The 24,020-nt window shown below is 63.3% G+C and carries 29 protein-coding genes; 16 read left to right on the top strand and 13 right to left on the bottom strand.

What is annotated here, in order from left to right:
* Positions 1 to 60: 60 nt before the first annotated feature.
* Complete coding sequence (locus tag P3C39_RS12235; RefSeq protein WP_013528461.1) at positions 61 to 1,122, bottom strand: LLM class flavin-dependent oxidoreductase; 1,062 nt, start codon at positions 1,120 to 1,122, stop codon at positions 61 to 63.
* Between the two features lie 278 nt (positions 1,123 to 1,400).
* On the opposite strand from P3C39_RS12235, the gene P3C39_RS12230 reads away from it, so the two are divergent.
* Entirely contained in the window at positions 1,401 to 1,829 is a 429-nt protein-coding gene (locus P3C39_RS12230; protein WP_013528462.1) for a DUF6481 family protein, read from the top strand.
* A 138-nt stretch (positions 1,830 to 1,967) separates the two neighbouring features.
* Here the strand turns inward: P3C39_RS12230 and sugE are convergent, their stop codons facing one another.
* Positions 1,968 to 2,282: a quaternary ammonium compound efflux SMR transporter SugE gene (gene sugE, locus P3C39_RS12225; protein ID WP_013528463.1), complete on the bottom strand. Its 315-nt coding sequence runs from the start codon at positions 2,280 to 2,282 to the stop codon at positions 1,968 to 1,970.
* A 205-nt stretch (positions 2,283 to 2,487) separates the two neighbouring features.
* The gene (locus tag P3C39_RS12220; RefSeq protein ID WP_013528464.1) at positions 2,488 to 2,613 is read right to left on the bottom strand and encodes a hypothetical protein; all 126 of its coding nucleotides are present in this window, start codon (positions 2,611 to 2,613) and stop codon (positions 2,488 to 2,490) included.
* 312 nt (positions 2,614 to 2,925) lie between these two features.
* Here P3C39_RS12220 and P3C39_RS12215 point away from each other — a divergent pair, with 312 nt between their 5' ends.
* The 3 genes from P3C39_RS12215 to P3C39_RS12205 all read left to right on the top strand — a co-directional run bounded on the left by P3C39_RS12215 (position 2,926) and on the right by P3C39_RS12205 (position 5,294).
* On the top strand, positions 2,926 to 3,735 hold the full coding sequence (locus tag P3C39_RS12215; RefSeq protein ID WP_275953525.1) for a transglutaminase family protein: 810 nt from the start codon (positions 2,926 to 2,928) through the stop codon (positions 3,733 to 3,735).
* Positions 3,736 to 3,862: 127 nt separating this feature from the next.
* Entirely contained in the window at positions 3,863 to 4,828 is a 966-nt protein-coding gene (locus P3C39_RS12210) for a cation diffusion facilitator family transporter (protein WP_013528466.1), read from the top strand.
* Positions 4,829 to 4,889: 61 nt separating this feature from the next.
* On the top strand, positions 4,890 to 5,294 hold the full coding sequence (locus tag P3C39_RS12205) for a GFA family protein (protein WP_013528467.1): 405 nt from the start codon (positions 4,890 to 4,892) through the stop codon (positions 5,292 to 5,294).
* A 20-nt stretch (positions 5,295 to 5,314) separates the two neighbouring features.
* Here the strand turns inward: P3C39_RS12205 and P3C39_RS12200 are convergent, their stop codons facing one another.
* Positions 5,315 to 6,586, bottom strand: a complete 1,272-nt coding sequence (locus tag P3C39_RS12200; RefSeq protein WP_013528468.1) for a DNA recombination protein RmuC — start codon at positions 6,584 to 6,586, stop codon at positions 5,315 to 5,317.
* A gap of 103 nt (positions 6,587 to 6,689) precedes the next feature.
* Between P3C39_RS12200 and def the strand changes: the two genes are divergently transcribed.
* From def to truA, 5 genes are all read left to right on the top strand, one after another.
* Positions 6,690 to 7,220 (top strand): peptide deformylase, encoded by a 531-nt coding sequence (gene def, locus P3C39_RS12195; RefSeq protein ID WP_013528469.1) that lies wholly within the window; start codon positions 6,690 to 6,692, stop codon positions 7,218 to 7,220.
* Between the two features lie 47 nt (positions 7,221 to 7,267).
* Positions 7,268 to 7,531, top strand: coding sequence for a hypothetical protein (locus tag P3C39_RS12190; protein WP_013528470.1), 264 nt, complete (start codon positions 7,268 to 7,270; stop codon positions 7,529 to 7,531).
* A 116-nt stretch (positions 7,532 to 7,647) separates the two neighbouring features.
* Positions 7,648 to 8,601 (top strand): methionyl-tRNA formyltransferase, encoded by a 954-nt coding sequence (gene fmt, locus P3C39_RS12185; RefSeq protein WP_275953275.1) that lies wholly within the window; start codon positions 7,648 to 7,650, stop codon positions 8,599 to 8,601.
* The gene (locus P3C39_RS12180; RefSeq protein ID WP_013528472.1) at positions 8,598 to 9,104 is read left to right on the top strand and encodes an N-acetyltransferase; all 507 of its coding nucleotides are present in this window, start codon (positions 8,598 to 8,600) and stop codon (positions 9,102 to 9,104) included. The genes fmt and P3C39_RS12180 overlap by 4 nt, the downstream gene beginning before the upstream one ends.
* A gap of 121 nt (positions 9,105 to 9,225) precedes the next feature.
* The gene (truA, locus tag P3C39_RS12175) at positions 9,226 to 9,996 is read left to right on the top strand and encodes a tRNA pseudouridine(38-40) synthase TruA (RefSeq protein ID WP_013528473.1); all 771 of its coding nucleotides are present in this window, start codon (positions 9,226 to 9,228) and stop codon (positions 9,994 to 9,996) included.
* On the opposite strand, the gene P3C39_RS12170 is transcribed toward truA, so the two are convergent.
* Together P3C39_RS12170 and dapE are read right to left on the bottom strand one after the other, a co-directional pair.
* A complete protein-coding gene (locus tag P3C39_RS12170) occupies positions 9,963 to 10,598 on the bottom strand; it encodes a hypothetical protein (protein WP_013528474.1) in 636 nt (211 codons plus the stop codon). The genes truA and P3C39_RS12170 overlap by 34 nt on opposite strands.
* A 5-nt stretch (positions 10,599 to 10,603) precedes the next feature.
* On the bottom strand, positions 10,604 to 11,797 hold the full coding sequence (gene dapE / locus P3C39_RS12165) for a succinyl-diaminopimelate desuccinylase (protein ID WP_013528475.1): 1,194 nt from the start codon (positions 11,795 to 11,797) through the stop codon (positions 10,604 to 10,606).
* Between the two features lie 127 nt (positions 11,798 to 11,924).
* Between dapE and P3C39_RS12160 the strand changes: the two genes are divergently transcribed.
* Positions 11,925 to 12,965: a 2-dehydropantoate 2-reductase gene (locus P3C39_RS12160; protein WP_275953276.1), complete on the top strand. Its 1,041-nt coding sequence runs from the start codon at positions 11,925 to 11,927 to the stop codon at positions 12,963 to 12,965.
* On the opposite strand, the gene P3C39_RS12155 is transcribed toward P3C39_RS12160, so the two are convergent.
* From P3C39_RS12155 to dapD, 4 genes are all read right to left on the bottom strand, one after another.
* Positions 12,868 to 13,641: a hypothetical protein gene (locus tag P3C39_RS12155; RefSeq protein ID WP_063169724.1), complete on the bottom strand. Its 774-nt coding sequence runs from the start codon at positions 13,639 to 13,641 to the stop codon at positions 12,868 to 12,870. The two genes, P3C39_RS12160 and P3C39_RS12155, sit on opposite strands and share 98 nt — an antisense overlap.
* 13 nt (positions 13,642 to 13,654) lie before the next feature.
* Complete coding sequence (locus P3C39_RS12150; protein ID WP_024502086.1) at positions 13,655 to 14,032, bottom strand: DUF805 domain-containing protein; 378 nt, start codon at positions 14,030 to 14,032, stop codon at positions 13,655 to 13,657.
* Positions 14,025 to 14,387, bottom strand: a complete 363-nt coding sequence (locus P3C39_RS12145) for a DUF805 domain-containing protein (RefSeq protein ID WP_275953277.1) — start codon at positions 14,385 to 14,387, stop codon at positions 14,025 to 14,027. The genes P3C39_RS12150 and P3C39_RS12145 overlap by 8 nt, the downstream gene beginning before the upstream one ends.
* Before the next feature lie 72 nt (positions 14,388 to 14,459).
* Entirely contained in the window at positions 14,460 to 15,314 is an 855-nt protein-coding gene (gene dapD / locus P3C39_RS12140) for a 2,3,4,5-tetrahydropyridine-2,6-dicarboxylate N-succinyltransferase (RefSeq protein ID WP_275953278.1), read from the bottom strand.
* 142 nt (positions 15,315 to 15,456) lie between these two features.
* On the opposite strand from dapD, the gene P3C39_RS12135 reads away from it, so the two are divergent.
* Positions 15,457 to 16,302: an LOG family protein gene (locus tag P3C39_RS12135; protein WP_013528481.1), complete on the top strand. Its 846-nt coding sequence runs from the start codon at positions 15,457 to 15,459 to the stop codon at positions 16,300 to 16,302.
* A gap of 99 nt (positions 16,303 to 16,401) precedes the next feature.
* On the opposite strand, the gene P3C39_RS12130 is transcribed toward P3C39_RS12135, so the two are convergent.
* Positions 16,402 to 17,115 carry a pyrimidine 5'-nucleotidase gene (locus tag P3C39_RS12130; protein ID WP_013528482.1) on the bottom strand — a complete coding sequence of 238 codons (714 nt, stop codon included), beginning with the start codon at positions 17,113 to 17,115 and terminating at the stop codon, positions 16,402 to 16,404.
* A gap of 160 nt (positions 17,116 to 17,275) precedes the next feature.
* Between P3C39_RS12130 and P3C39_RS12125 the strand changes: the two genes are divergently transcribed.
* The 3 genes from P3C39_RS12125 (at position 17,276) to P3C39_RS12115 (ending at position 19,844) form a co-directional block, all read left to right on the top strand.
* Positions 17,276 to 18,037 (top strand): GGDEF domain-containing protein, encoded by a 762-nt coding sequence (locus P3C39_RS12125; RefSeq protein ID WP_013528483.1) that lies wholly within the window; start codon positions 17,276 to 17,278, stop codon positions 18,035 to 18,037.
* Positions 18,038 to 18,231: 194 nt separating this feature from the next.
* Positions 18,232 to 18,408, top strand: a complete 177-nt coding sequence (locus P3C39_RS12120; protein WP_082826619.1) for a hypothetical protein — start codon at positions 18,232 to 18,234, stop codon at positions 18,406 to 18,408.
* Positions 18,405 to 19,844, top strand: a complete 1,440-nt coding sequence (locus P3C39_RS12115) for a GMC family oxidoreductase (protein ID WP_127384771.1) — start codon at positions 18,405 to 18,407, stop codon at positions 19,842 to 19,844. Before P3C39_RS12120 ends, P3C39_RS12115 begins: the two co-directional genes overlap by 4 nt.
* 122 nt (positions 19,845 to 19,966) lie before the next feature.
* Here the strand turns inward: P3C39_RS12115 and phhA are convergent, their stop codons facing one another.
* Positions 19,967 to 20,803 (bottom strand): phenylalanine 4-monooxygenase, encoded by an 837-nt coding sequence (phhA, locus tag P3C39_RS12110; RefSeq protein WP_224620819.1) that lies wholly within the window; start codon positions 20,801 to 20,803, stop codon positions 19,967 to 19,969.
* 136 nt (positions 20,804 to 20,939) lie between these two features.
* Here phhA and P3C39_RS12105 point away from each other — a divergent pair, with 136 nt between their 5' ends.
* The gene (locus tag P3C39_RS12105; protein ID WP_024502088.1) at positions 20,940 to 21,416 is read left to right on the top strand and encodes an Lrp/AsnC family transcriptional regulator; all 477 of its coding nucleotides are present in this window, start codon (positions 20,940 to 20,942) and stop codon (positions 21,414 to 21,416) included.
* 117 nt (positions 21,417 to 21,533) lie between these two features.
* Positions 21,534 to 23,102 carry a magnesium-protoporphyrin IX monomethyl ester anaerobic oxidative cyclase gene (gene bchE, locus P3C39_RS12100; RefSeq protein WP_275953280.1) on the top strand — a complete coding sequence of 523 codons (1,569 nt, stop codon included), beginning with the start codon at positions 21,534 to 21,536 and terminating at the stop codon, positions 23,100 to 23,102.
* 8 nt (positions 23,103 to 23,110) lie between these two features.
* Here bchE and argB read toward each other — a convergent pair whose 3' ends face one another.
* Complete coding sequence (gene argB / locus P3C39_RS12095) at positions 23,111 to 24,004, bottom strand: acetylglutamate kinase (protein WP_275953281.1); 894 nt, start codon at positions 24,002 to 24,004, stop codon at positions 23,111 to 23,113.
* Positions 24,005 to 24,020: the final 16 nt, after the last annotated feature.

The raw sequence follows: 24,020 nt of genomic DNA, 5'->3' as shown, positions 1-24,020 counted from the left end.
TTACGCGCGAGGGTTCCATGAGCCGGCTTCGGGATTGAGGCCGCTCGCGCCGGCTCCGGGTCAGGCTGCCGGCGACGTGACGGCTGTGGCGGGCTTGGCTGTTTCCTTGCGAACGATCGGCGCCACCCTGGTGCCGTAGAGTTCGATCGCCTTCATGATCTTGGCATGCGGCATGGTGCCGATCGCCATCTGCAGCAGGAAGCGGTCATTGCCGAAGATCTTGTGCTGGGCGACGATCTTTTCAGCCACTTGCTCGGGACTGCCGACGAACAGGGCGCCTGTGGGGCCGCGCGACTGGTCGAAATGCGCCCGCGAGGTCGGACCCCAGCCGCGCTCGCGGCCGATGCGATTCATCACTTCCGCCTGCGGGCCGTAGAAATCGTCCGCCGCCTGCTCGGTCGTCTCGGCGATGAAGCCGTGCACGTTGATGCTGGTGGCAAGGCCCGCCGGATCACTGCCGGCGCGCTTGGCGGCTTCGCGGTAGAGATCGAACAGCGGCGCGAAACGCGCCGGCTCGCCGCCAATGATGGCGAGCGCCAGCGGCAGGCCGAGCGCGCCAGCGCGGGCGGCAGACTGCGGCGTGCCGCCAATGGCGATCCAGACCGGTAGCCTGTCCTGGAAGGGCCGGGGATAAACGCCGCGATCGTTGATCGGCGCACGCAGATTGCCCGACCAGGTGACCTTCACGCTGTCGCGGATGGCAAGCAGCAGATCCAGTTTTTCGGCGAACAGCTCGTCATAATCCTCGAGGTTGAAACCGAACAGCGGGAAGGATTCGATGAACGAGCCGCGCCCGGCCATGATCTCGGCGCGGCCGCCCGACAGAAGATCGAGCGTGGCAAATTGCTGGAAAACGCGCACCGGGTCATCGGAAGACAGAACGGTGACCGCGCTGGTCAGCTTGATGCGCTTCGAACGCTCGGCCGCCGCGGCCAGGGCCACGACCGGTGCGGAGGCGGCATAGTCGGGCCGGTGATGCTCGCCGAGGCCGAAGACGTCGAGGCCGACCTGGTCGGCCAGCTCGATCTCCTCGATCAGGTTGCGCAGCCGCTCATGCGGGCCGATGGCACCGGGGCCCGGCTGCGGGCTGACGTCGGCGAATGTGTAGAGACCGAGTTCCATTTGATGTCATCCTGGTGTTGGGTTTTCGGGTTAGACGTAGCGACGCCTCAGCCGCGCCGCCAGTGGGGCGGACGGTGAACAGTGCATGTCGGTTTCGGCTCTATCTCTTCGTCGCCATTCCGGACGGAAAACCGCTTCACACTTTTCCTGGAATTGCTCCAAAGGCGTCTCCCGAGTGCAACAGCCGACAATTTCATGGCTGCCATGCCGTTTTGGCGCTTGAACTCTCGGTTTTCGCGCGTATGTAAGCGTCGCGAATTGACTTCAGGGAAGTGGACTTGGCTATCTACAGGGAAAAAGACGTTTTCGAGCGGCGCAATGCCGCAAACGAGGCAAAGAAGGCGCTCCTCGAGCGCTTCAAGGCAAAGCCGGCGGCGGATGATCCCGCAGTGCTGGCGCGGCAGGCTGAACGCAAGGCTATCCTTGCGGCCCGCGAAATCCGCGAGGCCGAAAAGGCCCGGCTGAAGCAGGAGAAGCTGGCACGCGAAGCGGTCGAGAAGGCCGAGCGCGAGGCAGCAGCCGAAGCGGCACGTATCGCCGCCGAGGAAGCTGCACAGGCCGAGGCCAAGATTCGGGAATCCGAAGAGAACGAGCGCATCGCCCGTCTTCTGGCCGACGAAGCCGAACGCAAGGCCAAGCGTGACGCGCGTTATGCGGCACGCAAGCAGCGTACCGGCAGGACGCCTCCGGGCTTCTCCGCCCGCTAGCTCTCGGCTACGGAGCAATCTGCTTCGAGAATCAGGGTCGCCTCGCAGCGGCCCTGAACGTGTTTGTCCCATGCATGTCGCCCTGGTCCCGGCTCTGGGAGGACGACATGCGCAAACCAAGAGACCTAAGCGTTACCGTCAGGCGGCGAACTTCAGCCCCATGATGCCGCAGACGATGAGCGCGATGCAGGCCAGCCTGATCGCGGTGGCCGGTTCGCCGAGCAGCCAGATGCCGAGCAGTGCCGTACCGACGGTGCCGATGCCGGTCCACACCGCATAGGCGGTGCCGACGGGCAGCGCCTTCAGCGCCAGGCCGAGCAGAGTGAGGCTGACGACCATCGAGGCAACGGTCAGCACGGTCGGCACCAGCTTCGAGAAGCCATCGGTGTATTTGAGGCCGATTGCCCAGCCGATCTCGAACAAGCCAGCGAAAAAGAGAAGAATCCACGACATCGACAACGCTCCATCAGAGCATCGGACCCGAAAGGTATTTCGGCGCCCGACGATCAGTCAAACAATGGCGGGTCGTCCCGTCCGGATTTGGGGAAGCGCGAGGTCGTCCCCGCCACGCCAATATAAGAATTTCGGGCGCTCGAGCAACAGCGACCGGCAACAAGTGTCGCCGGCCGTAATCTTATTGCGAAGTGGATCGCCGGACCTACTTGTCCTTGAGCTTCATCGCCTTGACCGGCGGCGCCTTCAGCGCCGGAGCCGGAGCGGGCTTCTTGGCGTCCTTCTTCGGCTTGCGGGCTTCCTTGCCTGCCTTCATCGCACCTTTAGCCATGATTCGTTCCTCCTGATGTGAGAAGCCAAGTGAAACAAGAGAACCGCCCGACCGCAAGGGGTTAGCGACTGTTGCCGCCGACAGCGGATCGCTTTCAACCGGTTTCTAGAGCAATTCACCGTTTCGCGGAAACAGTGAATTGCTCTAACTCTTTGTTTTGACGCAATTCCGGACGGAAAACCGCTTCACACTTTTCCTGGAATTGCTCTAATTTGCTCGTAAACCATGGCGGTCCGTGCCATGGTCATTTTCGCACTGCAGCATCGACCCGAGCTTCGCCGGGTGATCGTCAGGCAGGCCGTCAGGACGACAATGCGAATCCACATCGGCTGCGAGATGAGCTTCGACTTTCCGCAGGAAACGCCGCTCATCGCGATGCTGAATGTGCACTATTCGCGGGCCTCCGATCTCGAGCGGCCGGATTTCCTGATCTCCAATCCACCGGTGCCGATCGAAAGCTATCGCGACAGTTTCGGCAATTGGTGCAACCGGCTTGTCGCGCCGCCCGGGCGCTTCACCTTCGGCACCGACGCGGTGATCCGCGACCCCGGCACCTTCGAGATGGGCGACCCGATGGCCTGGCAGCACGAGGTGCGCGACCTGCCGGCGGACACATTGCTGTTCCTGCTGCCCAGCCGTTTTTGCGAAAGCGACCTTCTGGCTGACGAGGCGTGGCGGCTGTTCGGCAACACGCCGCTGGGTATTCCGCGCGTGCAGGCGGTCTGCGACTTCGTCCACAGCCACATCGTCTTCAACTACGGCAATGCACGGCCGACGCGCACCGCGGCGGAAGCCTATCGTGAACGGAGCGGCGTGTGCCGCGACTACGCGCATCTCGCCGTCACCTTCTGCCGGGCGCTCAACATCCCAACACGCTATTGCACCGGCTACATCAGCGACATCGGTATGCCGAAGCCATGGGCAAGCATGGATTTCTGCGCCTGGATGGAAGTCTATCTCGGCGGCCGCTGGCATGTCTTCGACCCGCGCAACAATGCACCGCGCATCGGCCGCATCCTGATCGCCTCCGGCCGCGACGCCGCCGACGTGCCGCTGACCCATATTTTCGGCCCGGGAACGCTTGCCGGCTTCAAGGTGTGGACCAGCGAGATCATCGAGTAGTCGCCGTTTTCCATAGACCGATCTCTCATGGCCGCTGCCGTGGACGACCCGACATTCGCGCGGTGTGATGCCTGTGGAGCTTTAGCGGCCTGGCCGCTAGACTGCGCCTTGAACGGGGGCAAATGCCATGGCCGGGCACGGCGGCTCAAAAAAGGTGATCTACGCGGCGCTCGCCGGCAATCTCGCCATCGCGCTGACCAAGTTCGCCGCCGCCGCCTTTACCGGCAGTTCGGCGATGCTGTCGGAGGGCGTCCATTCGCTGGTCGATACCGGCAATGGCGGCCTGCTGCTCTACGGCATGCACCGCGCCGCTCGCCCTGCCGATCGCACGCATCCGCTCGGCCACGGCCGCGAACTCTACTTCTGGAGCTTCATCGTCGCGCTCCTCGTCTTCGCGCTGGGCGCCGGCGTGTCGTTCTATGAAGGCGTGGTCCATATCATGGCGCCGGAGCCGGTCGCCAACGCCAAGGTAAACTATATTGTTCTGGGCCTTTCCTTCCTGTTCGAAGGCAGTTCGTGGTGGGTGGCGCTGAAGGAGTTTCGCCGGCAGAAGGGCAGGCAAGGCTGGCTGCAGGCCGTGCAGTCGAGCAAGGATCCGAGCGTCTACACCGTGCTGTTCGAGGACAGTGCGGCACTTCTCGGCCTGATCGTCGCTTTCGCCGGCATATTGGCGGCGGAACTGCTGGAGATGCCGGAGCTCGACGGCGCCGCCTCTATCGGCATCGGGCTGATCCTTGGCGCGACCGCGATCTTCCTGGCCCGCGAAAGCAAGGGCCTGCTGATCGGCGAGCCGGCGTCGCCCGAGGTGCAGATGAAAGTGCTGGCGATCGCCCAGCAGGATCCGGCGGTGCAGCGGGCGAACGGCGTCCTGACCGTCCATATGGGGCCGACAGAGATCGTCGCCGGGCTCAGCATCGAGTTCGAGGACCATTTGACGGCGCCCGAGATCGAAGCTTGCGTCGAGCGCCTGGAGGCGCAGTTGAAGAAGGAAATGCCGGAGATCACACGGCTGTTCGTCAAGCCGCAGACGTCAGGCACCTGGGAGCAGCGACGCAGGCTGATCGATTCCGCATCCGATCCTGCCCTGGACTAAAACCGTGCCATTGCCTCACGGCCTTGCGCCGCTAGATTGAAGGGGCTTTGGAGGAACGAAGATGAGAATAGACGGCGGCTGTCATTGTGGCGCCATCACCTACGAGGCGGAGGTCGATCCGGAAAAGACCACGATCTGCCACTGCACGGATTGCCAGCAACTGACCGGCACGGCTTTTCGCCTTACGGTTCCGGCGCCGGAAAGCAACTATCGCATCACCAAGGGCACGCCGAAAATCTACATCAAGATCGTGGCGAGCGGCGCCAAGCGCACCCAGGCCTTTTGCGCCGACTGCGGTTCGCATCTTTACGCCACGTCTGTCGGAGATGGTCCGAAGGTCTATGGAATTCGCGTGGGGACCGCGCGGCAGCGCCAGGATTTGATCCCGACACAGCAGAAATGGCACCGCTCGGCGCTGCACTGGCTGCCTGAATTTCAGGGCATGACCACGTTGGAGGAGCAGTAGCACCGGTCCGGCACCGCGCCTCAATCGTCGCCTTCGACGACCCTCAGCCTGAGCTGCCCGGTTTTCGAATCGGCAACGCGCGCGCCGGTATCGACCTTGGCGGCGGGACCCCGTGACGCGGCGTCTACGGCGGCATCGCCGTCGGGCTGCGCGCCGAATTCCAGCGCCTCGATCTTCTGGCCGCGCTTGGTGACCTTCGACGTCGAAACCAGTATGTCGTCGATGTCCTTGGCCGACTGGCCGAAATGCACCTGCAGCTTGCGCACCCGCTCATCGACACGTGCAACATCCTCCATCAGCCGGATGACCTCGCCCTGGATCAGGTGCGCCTGTTCGCGCATGCGGGCATCCTTGAGGATCGCCTGGATGACCTGGATCGACAGCATCAGCAGCGACGGCGAGACGATGACGACGCGCGCACGGTGCGCCTTGTGCACGATCGCCTCGAAATTCTCGTGGATCTCGGCGAACACCGATTCCGACGGCACGAACATGAAGGCAGTGTCCTGCGTCTCGCCCTGGATCAGGTATTTTTCCGAGATATCGCGGACATGGATCTCGATGTCGCGGCGGAAGGCCTGCGAAGCTGCCTTCTGCAGATCGGCGCCATCGGCGGCGCGGATGGCGTTCCAGGCTTCCAGCGGAAATTTTGCATCGATGGCCAGCGACGGCGCGCCGTTCGGCATCTTCACCAGGCAGTCGGGCCGGCTGCCGTTCGACAGCGTCGCCTGGAACTCATAGGCGCCGTGCGGCAGGCCGTCGGCAACGATCGCCTCCATGCGCGACTGGCCGAACGCGCCGCGCGTCTGCTTGTTCGAGAGGATCGCCTGCAATTGCACGACCTGGCCGGCGAGCGACTGGATGTTGCCTTGCGCGACGTCGATGATCGCCAGCCGTTCCTGCAATTTGGCCAGGCTCTCATGCGTGGATTTGGTCTGCTCGGTCATGGTCTGGCCGAGCCGGCCGGTCATGGCGTCGAGGCGTTGGCCGATCGATTGCGTCAGTTCCGCCTGCCGTGCGCCGAACACTTCCGCAATGGCGCCCATGCGGCCCTGCATTTCGGCCTGGCTTTGCAGAATGCCGGCCATCCGCACTTCCGCATCGCGGGCATGATCGGCGGCTTCCGCGGCCGCCACGGCGCGCGCCTTGGCCGACCGCCACAACGCAATGACCAGCGCCACGAACAGGGCCAGAAACAGCAAAACGCCGAAGGCCAGCGCATGGCCGAGCGTGATCGTTGTGGCGCCAAGCCGGGCGACAGGCTCCGAAAGGATGGTGCTCAAATCATTCATGTGGACAGCATAGACGATTCGCCGCGATAGCACAGATCAAAACGTGAACGCGCCTGATGCCAACCGGTTGACGCGTTTCGCTGGAGGTCTTAGGTGGAACGCCATGCCGATCAAGCCGCTTATCATCCTTCCCGACCCCATCCTGCGCCAGGTTTCCAAGCCCGTAGAGCGTGTCGACGCGCCTTTGCGCAAATTAGCCGACGACATGCTGGCGACCATGTATGATGCGCCGGGCATCGGGCTGGCGGCAATCCAGATCGGCGAGCCGCTGCGCTTGCTGGTGATCGATCTCGCCAAGGAAGACGAGACGCCGGCGCCGCATGTCTTCATCAATCCGGAAATCCTGGAGAGCGCCGACGCGCGCTCCGTCTATGAGGAAGGCTGCCTGTCGATCCCGGATTATTACGCCGAGGTCGAACGCCCCGCCTCCGTGCGGGTCAAATATCTCGACCGCGACGGCAAATTGCAGGAGATAGAGGCCGAGGGGTTGATGGCGACCTGCCTGCAACACGAGATCGACCACCTCAATGGCGTCCTGTTCATCGATCACATCTCGAAGCTGAAGCGCGACATGGTGGTAAAGAAATTCAAGAAGCTCGCCAGGGACAAGGCGCCGGGCAAGCTCGCGGGATAAGGTACGGGAGTCCCCTCCAGGCCTATTGTCGGCAGGATTGCCACCAAATGGAGATGCCGACGGTCGACATGCTGATCAGGGACATTCCTGAGCCTTTGAAGCGCGAGATCGAACTGGCGGCGCGCGAGGTCGGCCAGAGCGTCTCGGACAAGGCCATCGGCCTTCTGCGCAAAGGCATAGTTGCGGAGAGGCCGGCCCGAGAGGAGTCGAGCCTCTCGGCGTGGGCTGCAATTCGCTCGGCTTTCGTATCTGAAAGCGCAATTGGCGATGAATACGCGGAAATCATGGAGAAGATCGAAGCGGAAAGATAGCGCGACGGTCGTCCCGCGACTTCGACGGCCTTGACCTAAAGCTCGTAAACCCGTTTGAAGCAGATGCCTGAGCCGGCACACTGCGCGAGCAAGAAGACAGGATACCGGAAGAAAAAATGCCCCTTCGCCTCATCTTCATGGGTACGCCGGAGTTTTCGGTGCCGACCTTGCGCGCGATCGCCGAGGCTGGCCATGAGATATCAGCCGTCTATACCCAGCCGCCGCGCGCTGCCGGACGACGCGGGCTGGAGCTGACGCCGTCGCCGGTGCAGCGCGAGGCGGAGCGACTGGGCATCGAGGTGCGGACGCCGGTTTCGCTCAAAGGCGAGGCCGAACAGGCCGCTTTTCGCGCCTTGCAGGCCGATGTGGCGGTGGTCGTCGCCTATGGACTGCTGCTGCCGAAGGCGGTTCTGGAGGCAACCCGGCTCGGCTGCGTCAACGGCCATGCGTCGCTTCTGCCGCGCTGGCGCGGCGCCGCCCCCATCCAGCGCGCCATCATGGCCGGAGACCTGGAAAGCGGCATGATGGTGATGCGCATGGAAGAGGGCCTGGACACCGGTCCGGTCGGGCTGGTTGAAAAGTGCGCCATCGAACCCGATATGACAGCCGGCGATCTGCATGATCGGTTGATGAGTGTCGGTGCTGCCTTGATGGTGGAAGCGCTGGCGCGGTTGGAAGGGAACACCCTGACATTCACCACACAAGCTGTGGATGGGGTGACCTACGCCAAGAAAATCGATAAATCCGAGACTCGCGTGGACTGGACTCGCTCGGCAAGTGAGGTCCACAATCATATTCGTGGCTTGTCGCCCTTTCCAGGCGCCTGGTCGGAGATAGGAATTGGCGGCCGCCAGGAGCGGCTGAAACTGCTTCGCTCGACGCTGTCGCAAGGCCTGTCGCCTTCGGAAGATTTGGGCGAGTCGGGAGGAATTCTCGATGACCGGCTGACGGTCGCCTGCGGGGCAGGCGCGATCAGGCTGGTCGAAGTTCAACGGGCGGGCGGAAAGCCCGCTGCCGCGTCGGAATTCCTGCGCGGGGCCAAGATCGAAAAAGGACTGAAATTCTCATGAGCATGATGTCGATACGCGCGGCAACGCCGCGGGATCGCGAGGCCATCCGCCTCGTCGAGGAACACGCTTTCGGCCAGCAGGCGGAGGCCGGTCTGGTCGACGCGCTGGTGACCGGCGGCGACGCGGTTGCCGAGCTGGTTGCGGAAGAGGACGGCCAGGTGGTCGGCCATATCCTGTTTTCGCGGCTGTTCGTCCAGAATGGCGGCAAGACCTTCGCGGCCGTAGCGCTGGCGCCGCTGGCGGTGGAGCCCTCGTTCCATGGCAGCGGCATTGGCGGCGCGCTGATCCGCGAGGCGCATATCCGCCTCAAGGATGGTGGTGAGACGCTGGCCGTGGTGCTGGGCGACCCCACCTATTACGGGCGTTTCGGCTATAGCCACACGCGTGCCGAGAACTTCGAAAGCGAATACCAGGGCGAAGCGCTGCAGGCGCTGGCCTGGGGTGACGCGCCAGAAGCAGGCAGGCTGGTCTACGCCTCCGCCTTCACCGCTCTCGCCGCGTAGAACAGTCAGCCGTTTTCACGGAAACGGCGAACTGCACTCCTCTTTGTTTTAACGCAATTCCGAACGGAAAACCGTTTCACACTTTTCCTGGAATTGCTCGAGGCGAGAGCTCTAGCCGCAAATGCCGCGTTTTCGCCTCGACATCGAATATGACGGCAGCCTGTTTGCCGGCTGGCAGCACCAGGCGGATCAGCCTTCGGTGCAGCAGGCGATCGAACAGGCGATCGAAAAATTCTGCGGCGAAGCGATCAGGCTGCGCGCCGCCGGCCGCACCGATGCCGGCGTGCATGCGACTGCGCAGGTGGCGCATGTCGACCTCGTCAAGGCGTGGCCGAGCGACAAGGTGCGCGATGCCGTCAACGCCCATCTGCAGGCGGCCGGGGCGCGCATCGCCATCCTGAAAGCGACGGTGGTCTCCGACAGTTTCGACGCCCGCTTCTCGGCCATTGGCCGCCACTATCTCTACCGCATCCTGAACCGCCGCGCGCCGGCCGCGCTCGACAAGGGCAAGGTGTGGTGGGTGCCGAAGCGGCTCGACGCCGGCGCCATGCACGAAGCGGCAAAGGTCCTGCTCGGACGGCATGACTTTACCACCTTCCGCTCGACCCAGTGCCAGGCCAACAGCCCGATCAGGACGCTGGAACGGCTCGATGTGAGCCGACAAGGCGACATGATCGAGGTCAGGGCTTCGGCGCGCTCGTTCCTGCACAACCAGGTGCGTTCGATGGTCGGCTCGCTCAAGCGTGTCGGCGACGGCGGCTGGAGCGCGGCCGACCTGAAAACAGCGCTCGAGGCGCGCGACCGCGCCGCCTGCGGCCAGGTGGCGCCGCCCGACGGGCTGTTTCTCACCGGTGTCGATTATCCGGTCGAGACGAGCCCGGAAAGGCTCTGAACTCCGACATCGTCCGGGACGGTGATGCCGAGCAACGTCTGCAGGCCGAACAGCACCAGCAGCGACGCAATGAACATGCCGACGAAAACGGCCGTGCCGACCGCTGCGCCCCTGCCCATCGTGGCATTTGTCATGCGCCAGGTCAGCACCATAGAAAGGGCAAAGAGGAACAGCGACACAAGGCTCGAAACCTGGCTTGCGGACGACAGGAAAAGCCGGATCAGCGCCGAAGGCAGCATCAGCCAAGCGGTGATGGCCGAAGCCCAGTTGCTGGCAACGACGTAGTGGACGAAGCGGCCGCCTATGCCGGCGCGCGGCGCGATGAAAGCGAGCGCAACCAGCGGCAGCACCCAGGAGCCGATGTCGACCGTCGCCAGGCGCACCAGCATGCTGAAGCGCCCCGCGAAGGCGTCGGGATCGCCGATTTCGTTGGCGATGCCGACCCAGCCGACGATCAGCGCCGGTGCTGCAACGACAATGGCGAAGAAGGAATTCCAGAAGCCGTCGGCCGACAGGTCGAGCAGGCGCAGGCCGTCGGCTCTGCCGAGCATCAATCGCCAGGCGCCCGTCAGCGAAGCTTGGGTTTCGTCCGCCGAAAGCATGCTGTTCAGCCCTGTCCGAACCAGTCTTCTATGAAGCGCTGGTAGATTTGCGTCAGCGTCTCGAGGTCGGCAATGGCGACGCGCTCGTCGACCATGTGCATGGTCTTGCCGACCAGCCCGAACTCGACCACCGGGCAATAGTCCTTGATGAAACGCGCGTCGGAGGTTCCACCGGAGGTCGACAGCGTCGGCTCCTTGCCGACCGCCGACTTGATCGAGCCGCGCAGCGTTTCGATCAGCCTGTCGTCACGAGTCAGGAAGACATGGCTCGGCCGGTCGCGCCAGACGAGCTCGTAGTCGACCGGCGTCTTCTTGCCCTGCCGGTACTTCTTGCGCCTGGCCGCCTGGTCGAGCCGGTTGTGGATTTCGGCCTGCAGGGTCTCGTCCGTCCAGGTGTCGTTGAAGCGGATGTTGAAGGTCGCGGTCGCTTTGGCCGGGATGACATTGGTGGCCGGGTTGCCCACATCGATGGAGGTGATCTCCAGATTTGTCGGCTGGAAATCCCTGGTTCCCTTGTCGAAAACCGGATGCAGCAAGGCATCGACCAGGCTCATCAGCCCGCGTACCGGATTGTCGGCAAGCAAGGGATAGGCGACATGGCCCTGGCGGCCGTTGACGGTGACGGCGCCGGACATCGAGCCGCGGCGGCCGATCTTGATCATGTCGCCCAGCGCATCCGGGTTGGTCGGCTCGCCGACGACAGAGGCATCCCATTTCTCGCCCCTGGAAGCCGCCCATTCGAGCAGCTTGACCGTGCCGTTGATCGCGGGGCCTTCCTCGTCGCCGGTGATCAGCAGCGAGACCGAGCCTTTCGGACCGCCATTGGCCTCGACATGGCGCGCCACGGCGGCGATGAAACAGGCGATGCCGCCCTTCATGTCGACGGCGCCGCGGCCATACATCTCGCCATTGGCGATCTCGGCGGCGAAGGGCGGATGCGTCCAGGCGGCTTCGTCGCCGACCGGCACCACGTCGGTGTGGCCGGCGAACATCAGATGCGGGCCATTGCCGGAACGCCTTGCATAGAGGTTTTCGATATCGGGCGTGCCGTCTTCGGAAAACACCGGCCGATCGACCAGGAAGCCGAGCGGTTTGAGCATCGTCTCCAGCGCGGTCAGCGCACCGCCCTCAGCGGGCGTCACCGAAGCGCAACGGATAAGGGCGGCGAGGTTTTCGGCAGGATCGGTCGGCAGCGTCATGGCAAAAGCGATAGTCGAAAGCGCAGGGCCTGTCACGGCCAGACATAGGGGCCAGCCTCATGGCTGGCGATACCGCCGATATTATGGTTTTCATGTCGTATAGTTGCGACCCGGCGCGGGCGACAGGATGGCAGACAAGGACAAACGGATCGTCATAGCCGGTGCCGGCAGCATCGGCTGCTATGCCGGCGGCTGCCTGGCGCTGGCCAGCCGAAAGGTCATTCTGCTGGCCCGGCCGCGCATTGAGGCAGCGTTGCGGCAGGGTGGATTGCGGGTCAGCGACCTCCAGGGCCGCGATCGCTCGATCAAGCCGGAGGCGCTTGCCGTCACCACCGATCCGGCCGCCACCCTGCCGCAGGCGGACGTGATCCTGGTCACGGTCAAGAGCGGCGCCACTCAGGACATGGCGGATCTTATCAAAGCTCATGCCCGGCCCGACGCCGTGGTGATCAGCCTGCAGAACGGTGTCGACAATGCCGACAGGCTGCGTGCCGGACTTGGCCGGCGAACGGTGCTGGCCGGCATGGTGCCGTTCAATGTGGTGCAGTCGCCGGACGGCGAGCTGCCGCTGCGCGTGCACCGCGCCAGCGACGGCAAGGTGATGGTCGAGGATGGCGATGCCGGCCTGGTCGGCCTGCTTGGCGTCGAAGGGTTTGCGGTTGAAGCGCATGGCGACATGAAGGCGGTGCTGTGGGGTAAGCTGCTGATGAATCTGAACAACGCGCTGGTGGCGCTTTCCGGCCTGCCGCTGGCAACCGAACTGGCCGACCGACGCTGGCGGCTGATCCTGGCCGGCCAGATCGACGAGGCGCTGACGGCACTGAAAGCGTCCGGCATCGAGCCGGCGCGGATCGCCGGCCTGCGGCCGGCGCTGCTGCCGAAAGTGCTCAGGCTGCCGGACTGGCTGTTCAGGCTCTTGGCGCGGCGCATTCTGGCGATCGACCCGCAGGCGCGCTCGTCGATGTGGGACGATCTTCAGCGCGGCCGGCCGACGGAGATCGACGATTTGCAAGGTGCCATCTTGCGGCTGGCGGGGAAGGCCGGCACGCCCGTGCCGACGGTTCAGCGGATCATCGCCTTGGTGCGCGCGGCGGAAGCGGAGCGGCTTGGCTCGCCGGGCCTGGCGCCGGAGCAGATTGTTGCACCGGCCGGCCGTCGATCAACGTGATCTTCTGCCAGATTTTCCGCGACAGGTTGGACGCCAGGTTCTCGATGTCGTTGACGCCGTCGATGACCACGTCGTCATTGACCGACTGCGCGAACAATGCGGCGATCTTGCCGGTGATCGACAGCATTTCGGAGCAATAGTCGAGGTAACGCGCCAGGTCGGCGGCATTGGTGATGCGGGCGGGCGAATGCGACGTCGGCTTGAAATCGGCCGACAGCGCCGCCGGATCCTTGGTCAGCTGGTGCATGTCGATGACGTGGATCAGCGAGCGCAGGCCATGCAGCTGGCGAAAGACCTGCTTGCGCTTGATGCGCTCCTCGGAGCGGATCAAGGCGAGAAATCCGACAATGGCGAGGATGAACATGTTGAGCGAAGCTTCGATGCCTTGCACCGACTGGACGGCATCACCCGGTTTGGAAATGCGGTCGAATGGCAATACGGTTCCGACGAAGATGAACATCAGTGCGCCGGCAACGACAGCGGCGACGATGAGGCCGCGCAGCCACCAGATCGGTGCTTCCAGGGCCTTGGCGCCCTGTGCCAGGTCGCGCGACAGAGAGACCAGTTCGGCGGCAACGCCGCGCAGGCCGGCATCGGGGAAACGCTCCGCAACGCGCGTCTCCAGCCGTTCTGCGGTCTCGATGATCAGCTTCGGATCAAGCGTACGGTAGCGCATGTCCGATCGAACCTCAGGGTTGTGCTGGCTCGTTGGTGCGCCGGCCGTAGCGGTTGGGTCCAGGCTGCCCCGGAAACAGGCACAACACAAGGAAGGCCACGATCGAGACCACCGGCACGAACAAGATCAGCGCCGCAATGCCCGGCTTGTCCAAATCGTGCAGCCGCTTGACCGCCAGGGCAATGTTCGACCACAGCGAGGCGATGAAGGCGACGAAGAAGATGAACGACCACATGTTGCTCTCGGCCGAACCTTCCGGCACCAGCGTGAAGCGGTAGAGCGGGAAGGCCTGGATGATGGCGACGAGCAACCCGCCAAGAAAATAGGCCGCGCGACTGACGCGGCCCGAGGTTTTGAAGAAAAGCCAGGTGAGATCTGATCTGTCAGGCAAGCGGGTCCGGTCCATATTGATTGGCGCCACTGGCGCCTTCGAGAATGCCGCATTCCACCAGAAACCAGATCGGGCCGATCAATGGCACCAGCATGATCAGGCTCCACCAGCCCGACTTGCCGCGATCATGCCAGCGCTTGGCGTAGACTGCGAGTGCGAAATAGATCGAGGCCAGAGCGATGAGAACGCCGATGATGCCGATCTGGGCGCCACTGGCCGTGGTGATGCGTGTACCGAGGATCGCATCGAGAATAAAGGCAACGATGCCAATGACGATGAAAACGCCAATCGCGGCCCAGAACTTGCCACGGTTGATGCGACCGTCAAAACTTGTGAGCAGATACTTCCAGTCCATGTCACCCCTCCATGATGAATCCGCGCGACCGATTGTCGCGCCGGCGGAAGGTGCGCCCGCTTTGCGCAAAGATCAATCGCGCAGCAATTCGTTGATCGAGGTCTTGGACCTGGTTTTGGCGTCGACGCGCTTGACGATGACGGCGCAGTAGAGGCTCGGACCCGGCTCGCCGTTCGGAAAGGGCTTGCCCGGCATCGCTCCGGCGACGACGACGGAATTCGGCGGCACTTCGCCATAGAAAATCTCGCCGGTAGCGCGGTCGACGATCTTGGTCGACTGGCCGATGAAGACGCCCATGCCGAGCACCGAGCCTTCGCGCACGATGCAGCCCTCGACCACTTCCGAGCGCGCGCCGATGAAGCAATTGTCCTCGATGATGGTCGGACCTGCCTGCATCGGCTCCAGCACGCCGCCGATGCCGACGCCGCCGGAAAGATGCACGTTCTTGCCGATCTGGGCACAGGAGCCTACCCCGACCCAGGTGTCGATCATGGTGCCTGTATCGACATAGGCGCCGACATTGACGAAGGACGGCATCAGCACGGCGCCCGGCGCGATATAGGCCGAGCGACGCACGATCGACCCCGGCACGGCGCGAAAGCCCTCCTTTTCGAAATCGACAGCGCCCCAGCCATCGAACTTCGACGGCACCTTGTCCCACCACGTCGCTTCGCCGGGACCACCCTTGATGATCTCCATCGGGTTGAGCCGGAAGGACAAAAGCACGGCCTTCTTCAGCCACTGGTTGACATGCCACTTGCCGTCGCCCTGCCGCTCGGCGACGCGGACGGCGCCGCAGTCGAGCAGGTCAAGCGCCGACTGGATGGCATCGCGCGTTTCGCCGCGCGTCGCAGTCGAAATCGCATCGCGTTCCTCGAAGGCCTTCTCGATGGTCTTTTCGAGGCTCGCCAGATCGGGCTTCGACATGAATTCGCTCCATTACCAAGCTGTTAAGGGGCTGAGCCTTAACCTGTTTTGAAAGTCGCGCGGACCCTATGTTAAGGCTTAATGGGGGTCAATCGCGTGTGCGTCACGGGACGGCGCAGTTAAGGGAATTGGACGGGTAGTTATGACTCCTATGGAAAAGGCGGGGTGGACGCCGCTGCCGCATTCGGACGAGGATCTGGAGCGGTCGAAGAGCGTACCTGACACGCCGCAGACGCGTGCCGAAACCTACCGGCTCGCCTGGAACGATCCCGACTTCATGACGCGGCGCGAGTTGCGCGCGGTCAGGCTGCAACTCGAACTCCTGAAACCGGAAATGATCCTAGCCGAACGCGGCATCCGCTCGACGGTGATCCTGTTCGGCGGTGCGCGCCTGCCGGAACCCGGCGGCGAGGCCTGGGCGGCCAAGAACGAGACGCAGAAGAAGAACCTCGAAGAGAACAGCAAATACTACGAGGAAGCGCGCAAATTCGCCCGCCTCTGCTCGCAGCAATCGGCTACCTCCTATTACCGCGAATATGTCGTGGTGACCGGCGGCGGGCCTGGCGTGATGGAAGCGGGAAACCGCGGCGCCGACGATGTCGGCGCGCCGTCGATAGGCCTCAACATCGTCTTGCCGCACGAGCAGGCGCCGAACATCTATGTGACGCCGGAGCTCTGCTTCAACTTCCATTATTTCGCTATCCGCAAGATGCATTTCGTCATGCGCGCCAAGGCGGTCGCGGTGTTTCCGGGCGGCTTCGGCACGATGGACGAATTCTTCGAGACGCTGACCCTGATCCAGACAGGGCGCATGGAGCGCGTGCCGGTGATCCTGTTCGGCAAATCCTTCTGGAAGCGGGCGATCGATCTCGATTTCCTCGCCGAGCAGGGCACGATCAGCCCCGGTGATCAGGACATCATCGACTTCGTCGACACCGCGGATGAGGCGTGGGGGATTATCAGCCGGTTCTATAAGTTAGGAGAGTAGGGCTGGGGATCGGGGAATTGAAGAATTGAAGAATTGAAGAATGAAGGGATTGTGGCTCTGCATTCGGATCGATGCCCAATTCGTCATTTCATCATTTCTTCATTTCCCCTCCCCCCTCTCCACAATCGCCGTCAGAAACCCCGCCAGATCGTCGGTGACGAAATCGACATCATCCTCGTTGGCCGGGTCGCGCTCCCATATCTCGGAAAAGGTCGGCTCGAAATTGCGCGGCACGATCAGCACCGTGGTCATGCCGAGCGACTTCGGCACCGAAAGGTTACGGGCAAGATCCTCGAACATCACCGCATTGTGGCCGGTGACGGCGTGGAGTTCGGCGAACTTCTCGTAGGTCTGGCGCGCCGGCTTGGGATTGAGCCCCGCAGCGACGATGTCGAAGATGTCGTCGAAATGGTCGAGGATGCCGAGCTGGCGCGCGGTGCGCTCGGCGTGCCTGCGGTCGCCGTTGGTGAAGATGAACTTGCGGCCGGGAAGCTGGCGGATGGCGGTGCCGAGAACGGGATCGGGCACCAGCCATGAATAGTCGATGTCGTGGACCTTCTCGAGGAAATCGTCGGGGTCGATGCCGTGGCGTGTCATCAGGCCGTTCAGCGTCGTGCCATATTCGCGGTAGAGCTCCTTCTGCAACTTGCGCGCATCGTCGCGCGGCAATGCCAACAGTTCGCCGACATAGGCGGTCATCTTGACGTCGATCTGCGAGAACAGATTCGAATGGTGCGGATAGAGCGTGTTGTCGAGATCGAAGACCCAGTCGGTGACATGGGCGAAGCGGGCGGGGTCAGGGAGCGTGGTCATGGGCTCCTTATGGCATGAAACGCGCATTCCGAAAGCGACTTTATCCACAACTTCTGCTCGTTGAGGTTGCGTAAATCGTCTCACGATTCAAATTTTAGGCATCTGGGAAAGGTGGCCTTCAGGGCTTGCTGGCAGAGAGGCAGTCTTGTGGGAGCAAGCGATGAACAGCATAATTCTGAGATCCGCCGCCGTTGCTTTCGCCTCAGTCGCGGCCTCTCTCCTGCTGACCCTGATCATCGTTCCGGCCATGGGATTTCCGGTCAACCGGACGATCTGGCTGACCTCCACGCTCTGTCCGCTGGTGCTGGCGTGGGCCGCCAGCGCAAGCACTTTCTGGCAAAGCGACAGGCTGAAAAACGCGCATCGCGATCTCGCCCGAGCCCATGCCCAGCTCGCCGCCGCGCATCGCCGCCTGGCGGAAAAGGCGAGCCGCGACGACATGACCGGCATGCTCAACCGGGAAAGCTTCTTTGCCGCGCTCGACGGTTCGCGCCGCAAGTCCGATCGCGGCGCGCTGCTGATCATCGATGCCGACCACTTCAAGACCATCAACGACAATTTCGGCCACCTGACCGGCGATGACGCGCTGCTTTTGATCGCCAGCGCGATTCAGCGCGGCGTGCGCAGCGGCGATGTGCTCGGCCGCATCGGCGGCGAGGAATTTGGCGCCTTTCTGGTTGGCGCCACCGAGCAGGAGGCCAAGCGCGTCGCCGAGCGCATTCGCCGCGAAGTCGAGCTGATCCGCTTCCGGCCCGTCGACGAGCGGACCATTCCGCTCACGGTCAGCATCGGCGGTACTGTCTGCGGCGAGGAAGCCAGCGTGTCGGAGTTGATGCGCGCCGCCGACCGACGCCTCTACCAGGCCAAGCACCAGGGCCGTAACCTGACGATCATCGACACCGGCATTTCCGAGGCGGCGTGATCCGATCTGCCGCAACCGGCCTGTTAAGAAAACTCTAACCCTGTTTGCACTCGGTTGTACCGCTTAGCCGGGTTTTCACTGCTTTGCGGCCAGACTTGGCACGATACTGGCTTCCACGGTGATGCATGTGTCGTTCCGGGAATTGCCGTTCTGGGAACGCCATGCAGTGCCGAAGCCCAGCCGAGAGACCAGCCATGAGTTTCATCATCAAGAAAATGTCACGCCGCGCGCTCGTGCAGGCGTTGATCGCACTGCCTGCCCTGTCCTTGTTCCGCAAGCTGCCTGATGCCGATGCCGCCGGTCCAAAGCCCGACCCGAACGAGATCGTCGAGGTCGATGGCTGGATCCTGAAGCGGAGCGACCTGGCATGATCTTCGACAGCTACGAGGCGTATCGCGCTGCGAACTTCACCCCGAAGGTCTGCATCCTCGGCTCCGGTCCGGCCGGCATGACCATTGCCCGCAAGCTTGGCGCGGCCGGCATTCCGGTGGTGGTGATGGAGGCCGGTCCGCGCGAATTCAGCGACGACTCGCAGGACTTTTACCGGGGCAGCACGGTCGGGGATTTCTATTTCGATCTCGACATCACCCGGCTGCGGTTCATGGGGGGCAGTTCCAACCACTGGGCAGGCTGGTGCCGCGTGCTCGACAAGCAGGATTTCGAGCCGAAGGCCTGGGTACCCGATACGGGCTGGCCGATCGCCCGCACCGACATCGAACCCTATCTGCCGGAAGTGCGCGATATTCTCGACCTTCCGGCCCTCCGGCCCGATATGCCGATCTCGGACGATATTCGCTGGGTGCAGCTGATCAAGAGCCCGGCCGTGCGCTTCGCCGAAAAGTTCGGCGATGAACTCGACAAGGCCACGAACATCGCGGTGGTGCTCAACACTTGTGCCACGGAACTTGCCGGCGACGGCAGACGCGTGACTGGCGCCAGGCTGTGGTCGAACGGGCAGGATGCCGGCTCCTTCAGCGCTGACTATTTCATCGTCTGCACCGGTGGGCTGGAGAATTCGCGGCTGCTTCTGTGGTCCAACCAGCGCTCGAACGGCGGCGTCGTGCCGAATGCAACTGCGCTTGGCCGCTACTGGATGGAGCATCCGACCTTCGAGGGCGGCAACGCCATCCTGGCCGACTATAACGCGTTCGAGGTCGACGCCGTCAACGAGGCCTTCTTCTCGCCGACACTCGCCGCCATGGAGCGACTGCAGATCATGAATTTCGGCATCCGGCTGATCGAGACGCCGTATCCCGGCGTCAAGAGCCTTATCGCCGACCTCGCCTGCACGGCGCCCAGCATGGCGGAATGGATGTCCTACCAGCTCAGTCAGAGACTGCGCTGCGCGGCCCAGCTCTACGTCGCCTGGGAACAGGCGCCGCTGGCCTCCAACCAGATCGAGTTGTCGAAGACCGATGTCGACCATGCCGGCGTGCCGCGCATCGAACTGCACTGGAAGAAATCCGAACTGGAACATCGCACCCTTCTCGAAGGGCTCAGACTGTTCGGCGCAACGCTGATCGAGAAGAATCTCGGCCGCGTGCGCATTGCCGACTGGATCAGCAATGGTCAGGACTATCCGACCAACGACGAGACGGCGGGCCATCACCATATGGGCGGCACGCGCATGGGCACCGACATCAGCAAGAGCGTGGTCGACGCCAACTGCAAGGTGCACGGCATGGACAATCTCTATGTCGGCGGCTCCTCGGTGTTCTGCACGTCGGGTCAATGCAACCCGACGACGACGATCACCGCGCTGGCCTGCCGGCTGGGCGACCATCTCAGCAAGGTGGTCACCGCCTGACGGCTGCAGGGCAGCATGCTGCCTAGGGCAGTTCACCGTTTCACGGAACGGCGATCCGCTCTAACTCTTTGTTTGACGCAATTCCGGACGGAAAACCGTTTCACACTTTTCCTGGAATTGCTCTAGAGCGTCGCCGGGTCGAGCGCCGGCTGGTCCTTGCGCCGGGCGACGATTGCCGCGAAATCGGCGGTCTGGAAGGCATCGCGCAAGGCATCGAAGGACGGCAGCACGAAATAGGCGCGCTGGAACTTGTCGATCTCGTAGCCGGTGCGCATCACCGTTTCCAGGTCGAAGGGCACGTGGTGGGCGTCCTTGCCTTCGACCGCGAACTGCAGCTCGGTAAACGACGACATAAGGCCGGCGCCAAAGGCCTTCAGCGGCTGGCCGGCCTCCTGCATCAGGCCATATTCGGCCGTGTACCAGTAGAGCCGGGAAATCATCTCGTCGCCACCCAGCGCGATGATGTCGCCGGCCTTCTCGCCATACATCTGCATGAAATCGGCGAACACCGGTTGCGACAGCGCCGGCACATGGCCGAAGAAATCATGGAACATGTCGGGCTCGACAATGTAGTCGAGCTCCTGCCTGGTCCGCAGCCAGTTGGTGACCGGGAAGCGGCGATCGGCGAGATGGTCGAAAAACGGAGCCGCGGGAATGAGCCCCGGCACCGCGACGATCTGCCAACCGGTGAGTTTGCGCAGCTTGGCGCTGACCTCGTCGAAGTCGGGAATACGGTCGAGCAGGCCGAGTTTTTCGACGCCGTCGAGGTAGGAATGGTGGGCGAGCTTGCGCGTCAGTCTGGTCTGGCGGTCGCACAGCGTGCGCCACACCGCCTGCTCTTCATCGCTGTAATCGTAACCCTGCGACACGGTGAAATCGGCACGGCAGACCGAGTAGTCGCCGCGCAATCCTTGCGCCGCGCAGTCGCGGGCATATTCGGCAACGCTCATCGTCGTCATGGTTTTTCTCCTCGCAAAGCAAATGGCCGACGTGTTGAAGGTTAAGCGGGTTTGCGGAGGCGAATCGGTTTTGATGATGGTTCGAATTCGGAAATCGGGATAATATTCACTCATAAATTCCCAGGAAGGAGTGGAAATGCCTCGATTCGATGATTTCGAGATCAAGATGCTTGATGTCCTGCAGCGCGACGGGCGCAAGCCGGTTTCCGAGCTGGCGCAAGAGATCGGCCTGTCGACGACACCATGCGCGCGGCGCTTCGAGGCGCTGCAGGAGGCCGGCATCATCAAGGGATTTGCCGCCGTGATCAGCCGCCGCGCTGTCGGGCTGATGGTCGAGGTGTTCATCCAGGTGCGCCTCGTCAGCCACAGCGACGGCTCGCCCGAAAGCTTCATCGCCGCCGTGCAGCGCATGGACGAGGTTTCCTCGTGCTGGACGATGACCGGCGACCATGACTTTCTGCTGCATGTCATGGTGCCGTCGGTCGACGAGCTCAACGCTTTCGTCATGCACCGGCTGATGCGGCTCGACGGCGTGCGCGACGTCCACACGCAGTTGGTGCTGCAGAACATCAAGGGCCCGGGCCATGTGCCGCTCGGGCATCTCAGGCGATGACAATGCCTGCCCTTCGCACTCCTTGAGGAAAAGCTGCACGCAAACTGCTGAAACGGGCCAAGCGCGTGTCCACATCGCCGGCCAGCTTGCGCGGACCAACTGCCCAGGAGGTCCGCCATGAAAATCGTCCTGATCAATCCGCCGCACACCGCCATCGGCAGCCGCGTGCCCGACGATCACCTGCCGCCGCTCGGCCTGCTGGCGATCGGCGGGCCGCTGATCGATGCCGGCCATCAGGTGCGCCTCGTCGACGCCGAGTTCGGGCCTATGCCGCTCGATGACGTCGTGCGCAGCGCACTGGAGGACCACCCCGACTTCGTCCTGATCGGCCATTCCGGCTCGACCTCGGCGCATCCGACCGCCTTGGCGATCGCGCGCATGATCAAGGAGCGCGAGCCGGCGACCATCATCATCTATGGCGGCGTTTTCCCGACCTATCATTGGCGCGACATCCTGGCCGCTACCGATGCCTTCGACTTCATCGTGCGCGGCGAGGGCGAAGCGACGGTGGTGGCGCTGGTCGAAGGGCTGGAAATGCGCCAGCCGCCGGCGAGCGTGGCCGGCATCGCCTATCGCGACGATCTCAGCCGCCCCTTCGCCACACAGGCGGCCATGACCATTGCCGACCTCGACGCCTACCGCGTCGGCTGGGAACTGATCGACCATACCAGTTACAGCTACTGGGGCGGCAAGCGGGCCGTGGTCATGCAGTTTTCGCGCGGCTGTCCGCATCTGTGCAACTATTGCGGCCAGCGTGGCTTCTGGACCCGCTGGCGGCATCGCGATCCGGTGAAATTCGCCAGGGAGATAGCATGGCTGCATCGCCAACATGGCGTCGAGCTCATCAATCTCGCCGACGAGAATCCGACGGTCTCGAAGAAAGCCTGGCGGGCCTTCCTCGATGCCCTGATCGCCGAGAACGTGCCGGTGCTGATCGTCGGTTCGACCCGTGCCGACGACATAGTGCGCGATGCCGACATCCTGCATCTCTACCGCAAGGCCGGTGTCATCCGCTGGCCGCTCGGCATGGAAAACACCGACGAGCAGACGCTTCAGTTGATCCGCAAGGGCGGCAGCACCTCATCCGATCGCGAGGCGATAAGGCTGCTGCGTCTCAGCGGCATCCTGTCTATGGCGACCTGGGTGTCCGGCTTCGAGGACGAAGGGTTTCGCGACCTGTGGCGCGGCTTTCGCCAACTCATCGCCTACGACCCCGACCAGATCCAGGCGCTTTATGTGACGCCGCATCGCTGGACGCCGTTCTTCCGCATCGCGCAGGATCGCAAGGTGATCCAGCAGGATGCGCGCCTGTGGGACTACAAGCACCAGGTGCTGCAGATGACGCGGCTGAAGCCGTGGATGCTGTTCTTCAGCGTTAAGCTGATCGAGCTGGCGGTGCAATCACGGCCGAAGGCGCTGGCCCGCATCCTGTTCCACAAGGATCCCGAGCAGCGCCATTCGATGCGCTGGTACACACAGATGGGCCGCCGCGTGTGGTTCCGCGAGGTCTGGGGCTTTCTGGTCCGCGACATCAGGGTGAAAGACGGCCCGACGCTGGCCGAATTCTGGGGCGCGCCGCAGGACGCCGAGGAGGAATCGATGTCCGTTCGACGCCCGGCCAGAAAGCCCGCCATTCCCACCATCGACAATATTGAAGATTCCGAGGCGAGAAAGTTAGCCGGCTGACGAGCGCCTCAGGGCACGATCAGCGTGCCGGCGCCATGTTCGGTGAACAGTTCCAGCAGCACCGCATGCGGGGTCTTGCCGTTGAGGATGACGACGCCTTCGACGCCGCGCTCAATCGCTTCGATGCAGGTCTCGACCTTGGGGATCATGCCGCCCGAGACCGTGCCGTCCTTGATCAGCGCCTTGGCCTCGGCCACGGTCAGTTCATCGATCAGCTTGTTGTTCTTGTCGAGCACACCCGGCACGTCGGTGAGGAACAGCAGGCGCGTCGCCTGGCAGGCGCCGGCAATGGCGCCGGCGAAGGTGTCGGCGTTGATGTTGTAGGTGTGGCCATCGCGTCCCGGCGCCACCGGCGCCAGCACCGGGATCATTTCGGAGCGTGCCAGAAGATCGAGCAAGGTACGGTCGACCTCGACCGGCTCGCCGACGAAGCCGAGATCGAGCACGCGCTCGATGTTGGAGTCCGGATCGATCATGGTCTTGCGGGCCTTTTCGGCGAACACCATGTTGCCGTCCTTGCCGCACAGGCCGATCGCCCATTCGCCCTCGGCGTTGATCAGCGCGACGATCTCCTTGTTGATCGAACCGGCCAGCACCATTTCGACGATCTCGACCGTCTTCTGGTCGGTGACGCGCAGGCCGCCTTCGAACTTGGATTCGATGCCCATCTTGGCCAGCATGGCGCCGATCTGCGGGCCGCCGCCGTGGACGACGATCGGGTTGACGCCGGATTGCTTGAGCAGCGCGATGTCGCGCGCGAAGGCCTTGCCGAGCTCGATGTCGCCCATGGCATGGCCGCCATATTTCACCACGACCGTCTTGTGCTCGTAGCGCTGCATGTAGGGCAGCGCCCGCGACAACAGGGCTGCCTGCATTTCGGCGGTGGCGGTTATTTCCGTCATCGGCTTGGTTCCCTGG

The organism is Mesorhizobium sp. XAP4, from assembly GCF_029269325.1.
Taxonomy (GTDB): Bacteria; Pseudomonadota; Alphaproteobacteria; order Rhizobiales; family Rhizobiaceae; genus Mesorhizobium; species Mesorhizobium ciceri.
Note: the sequence above shows the minus strand (reverse complement) of the source record. Positions and strands in the feature narration are given on the sequence as shown.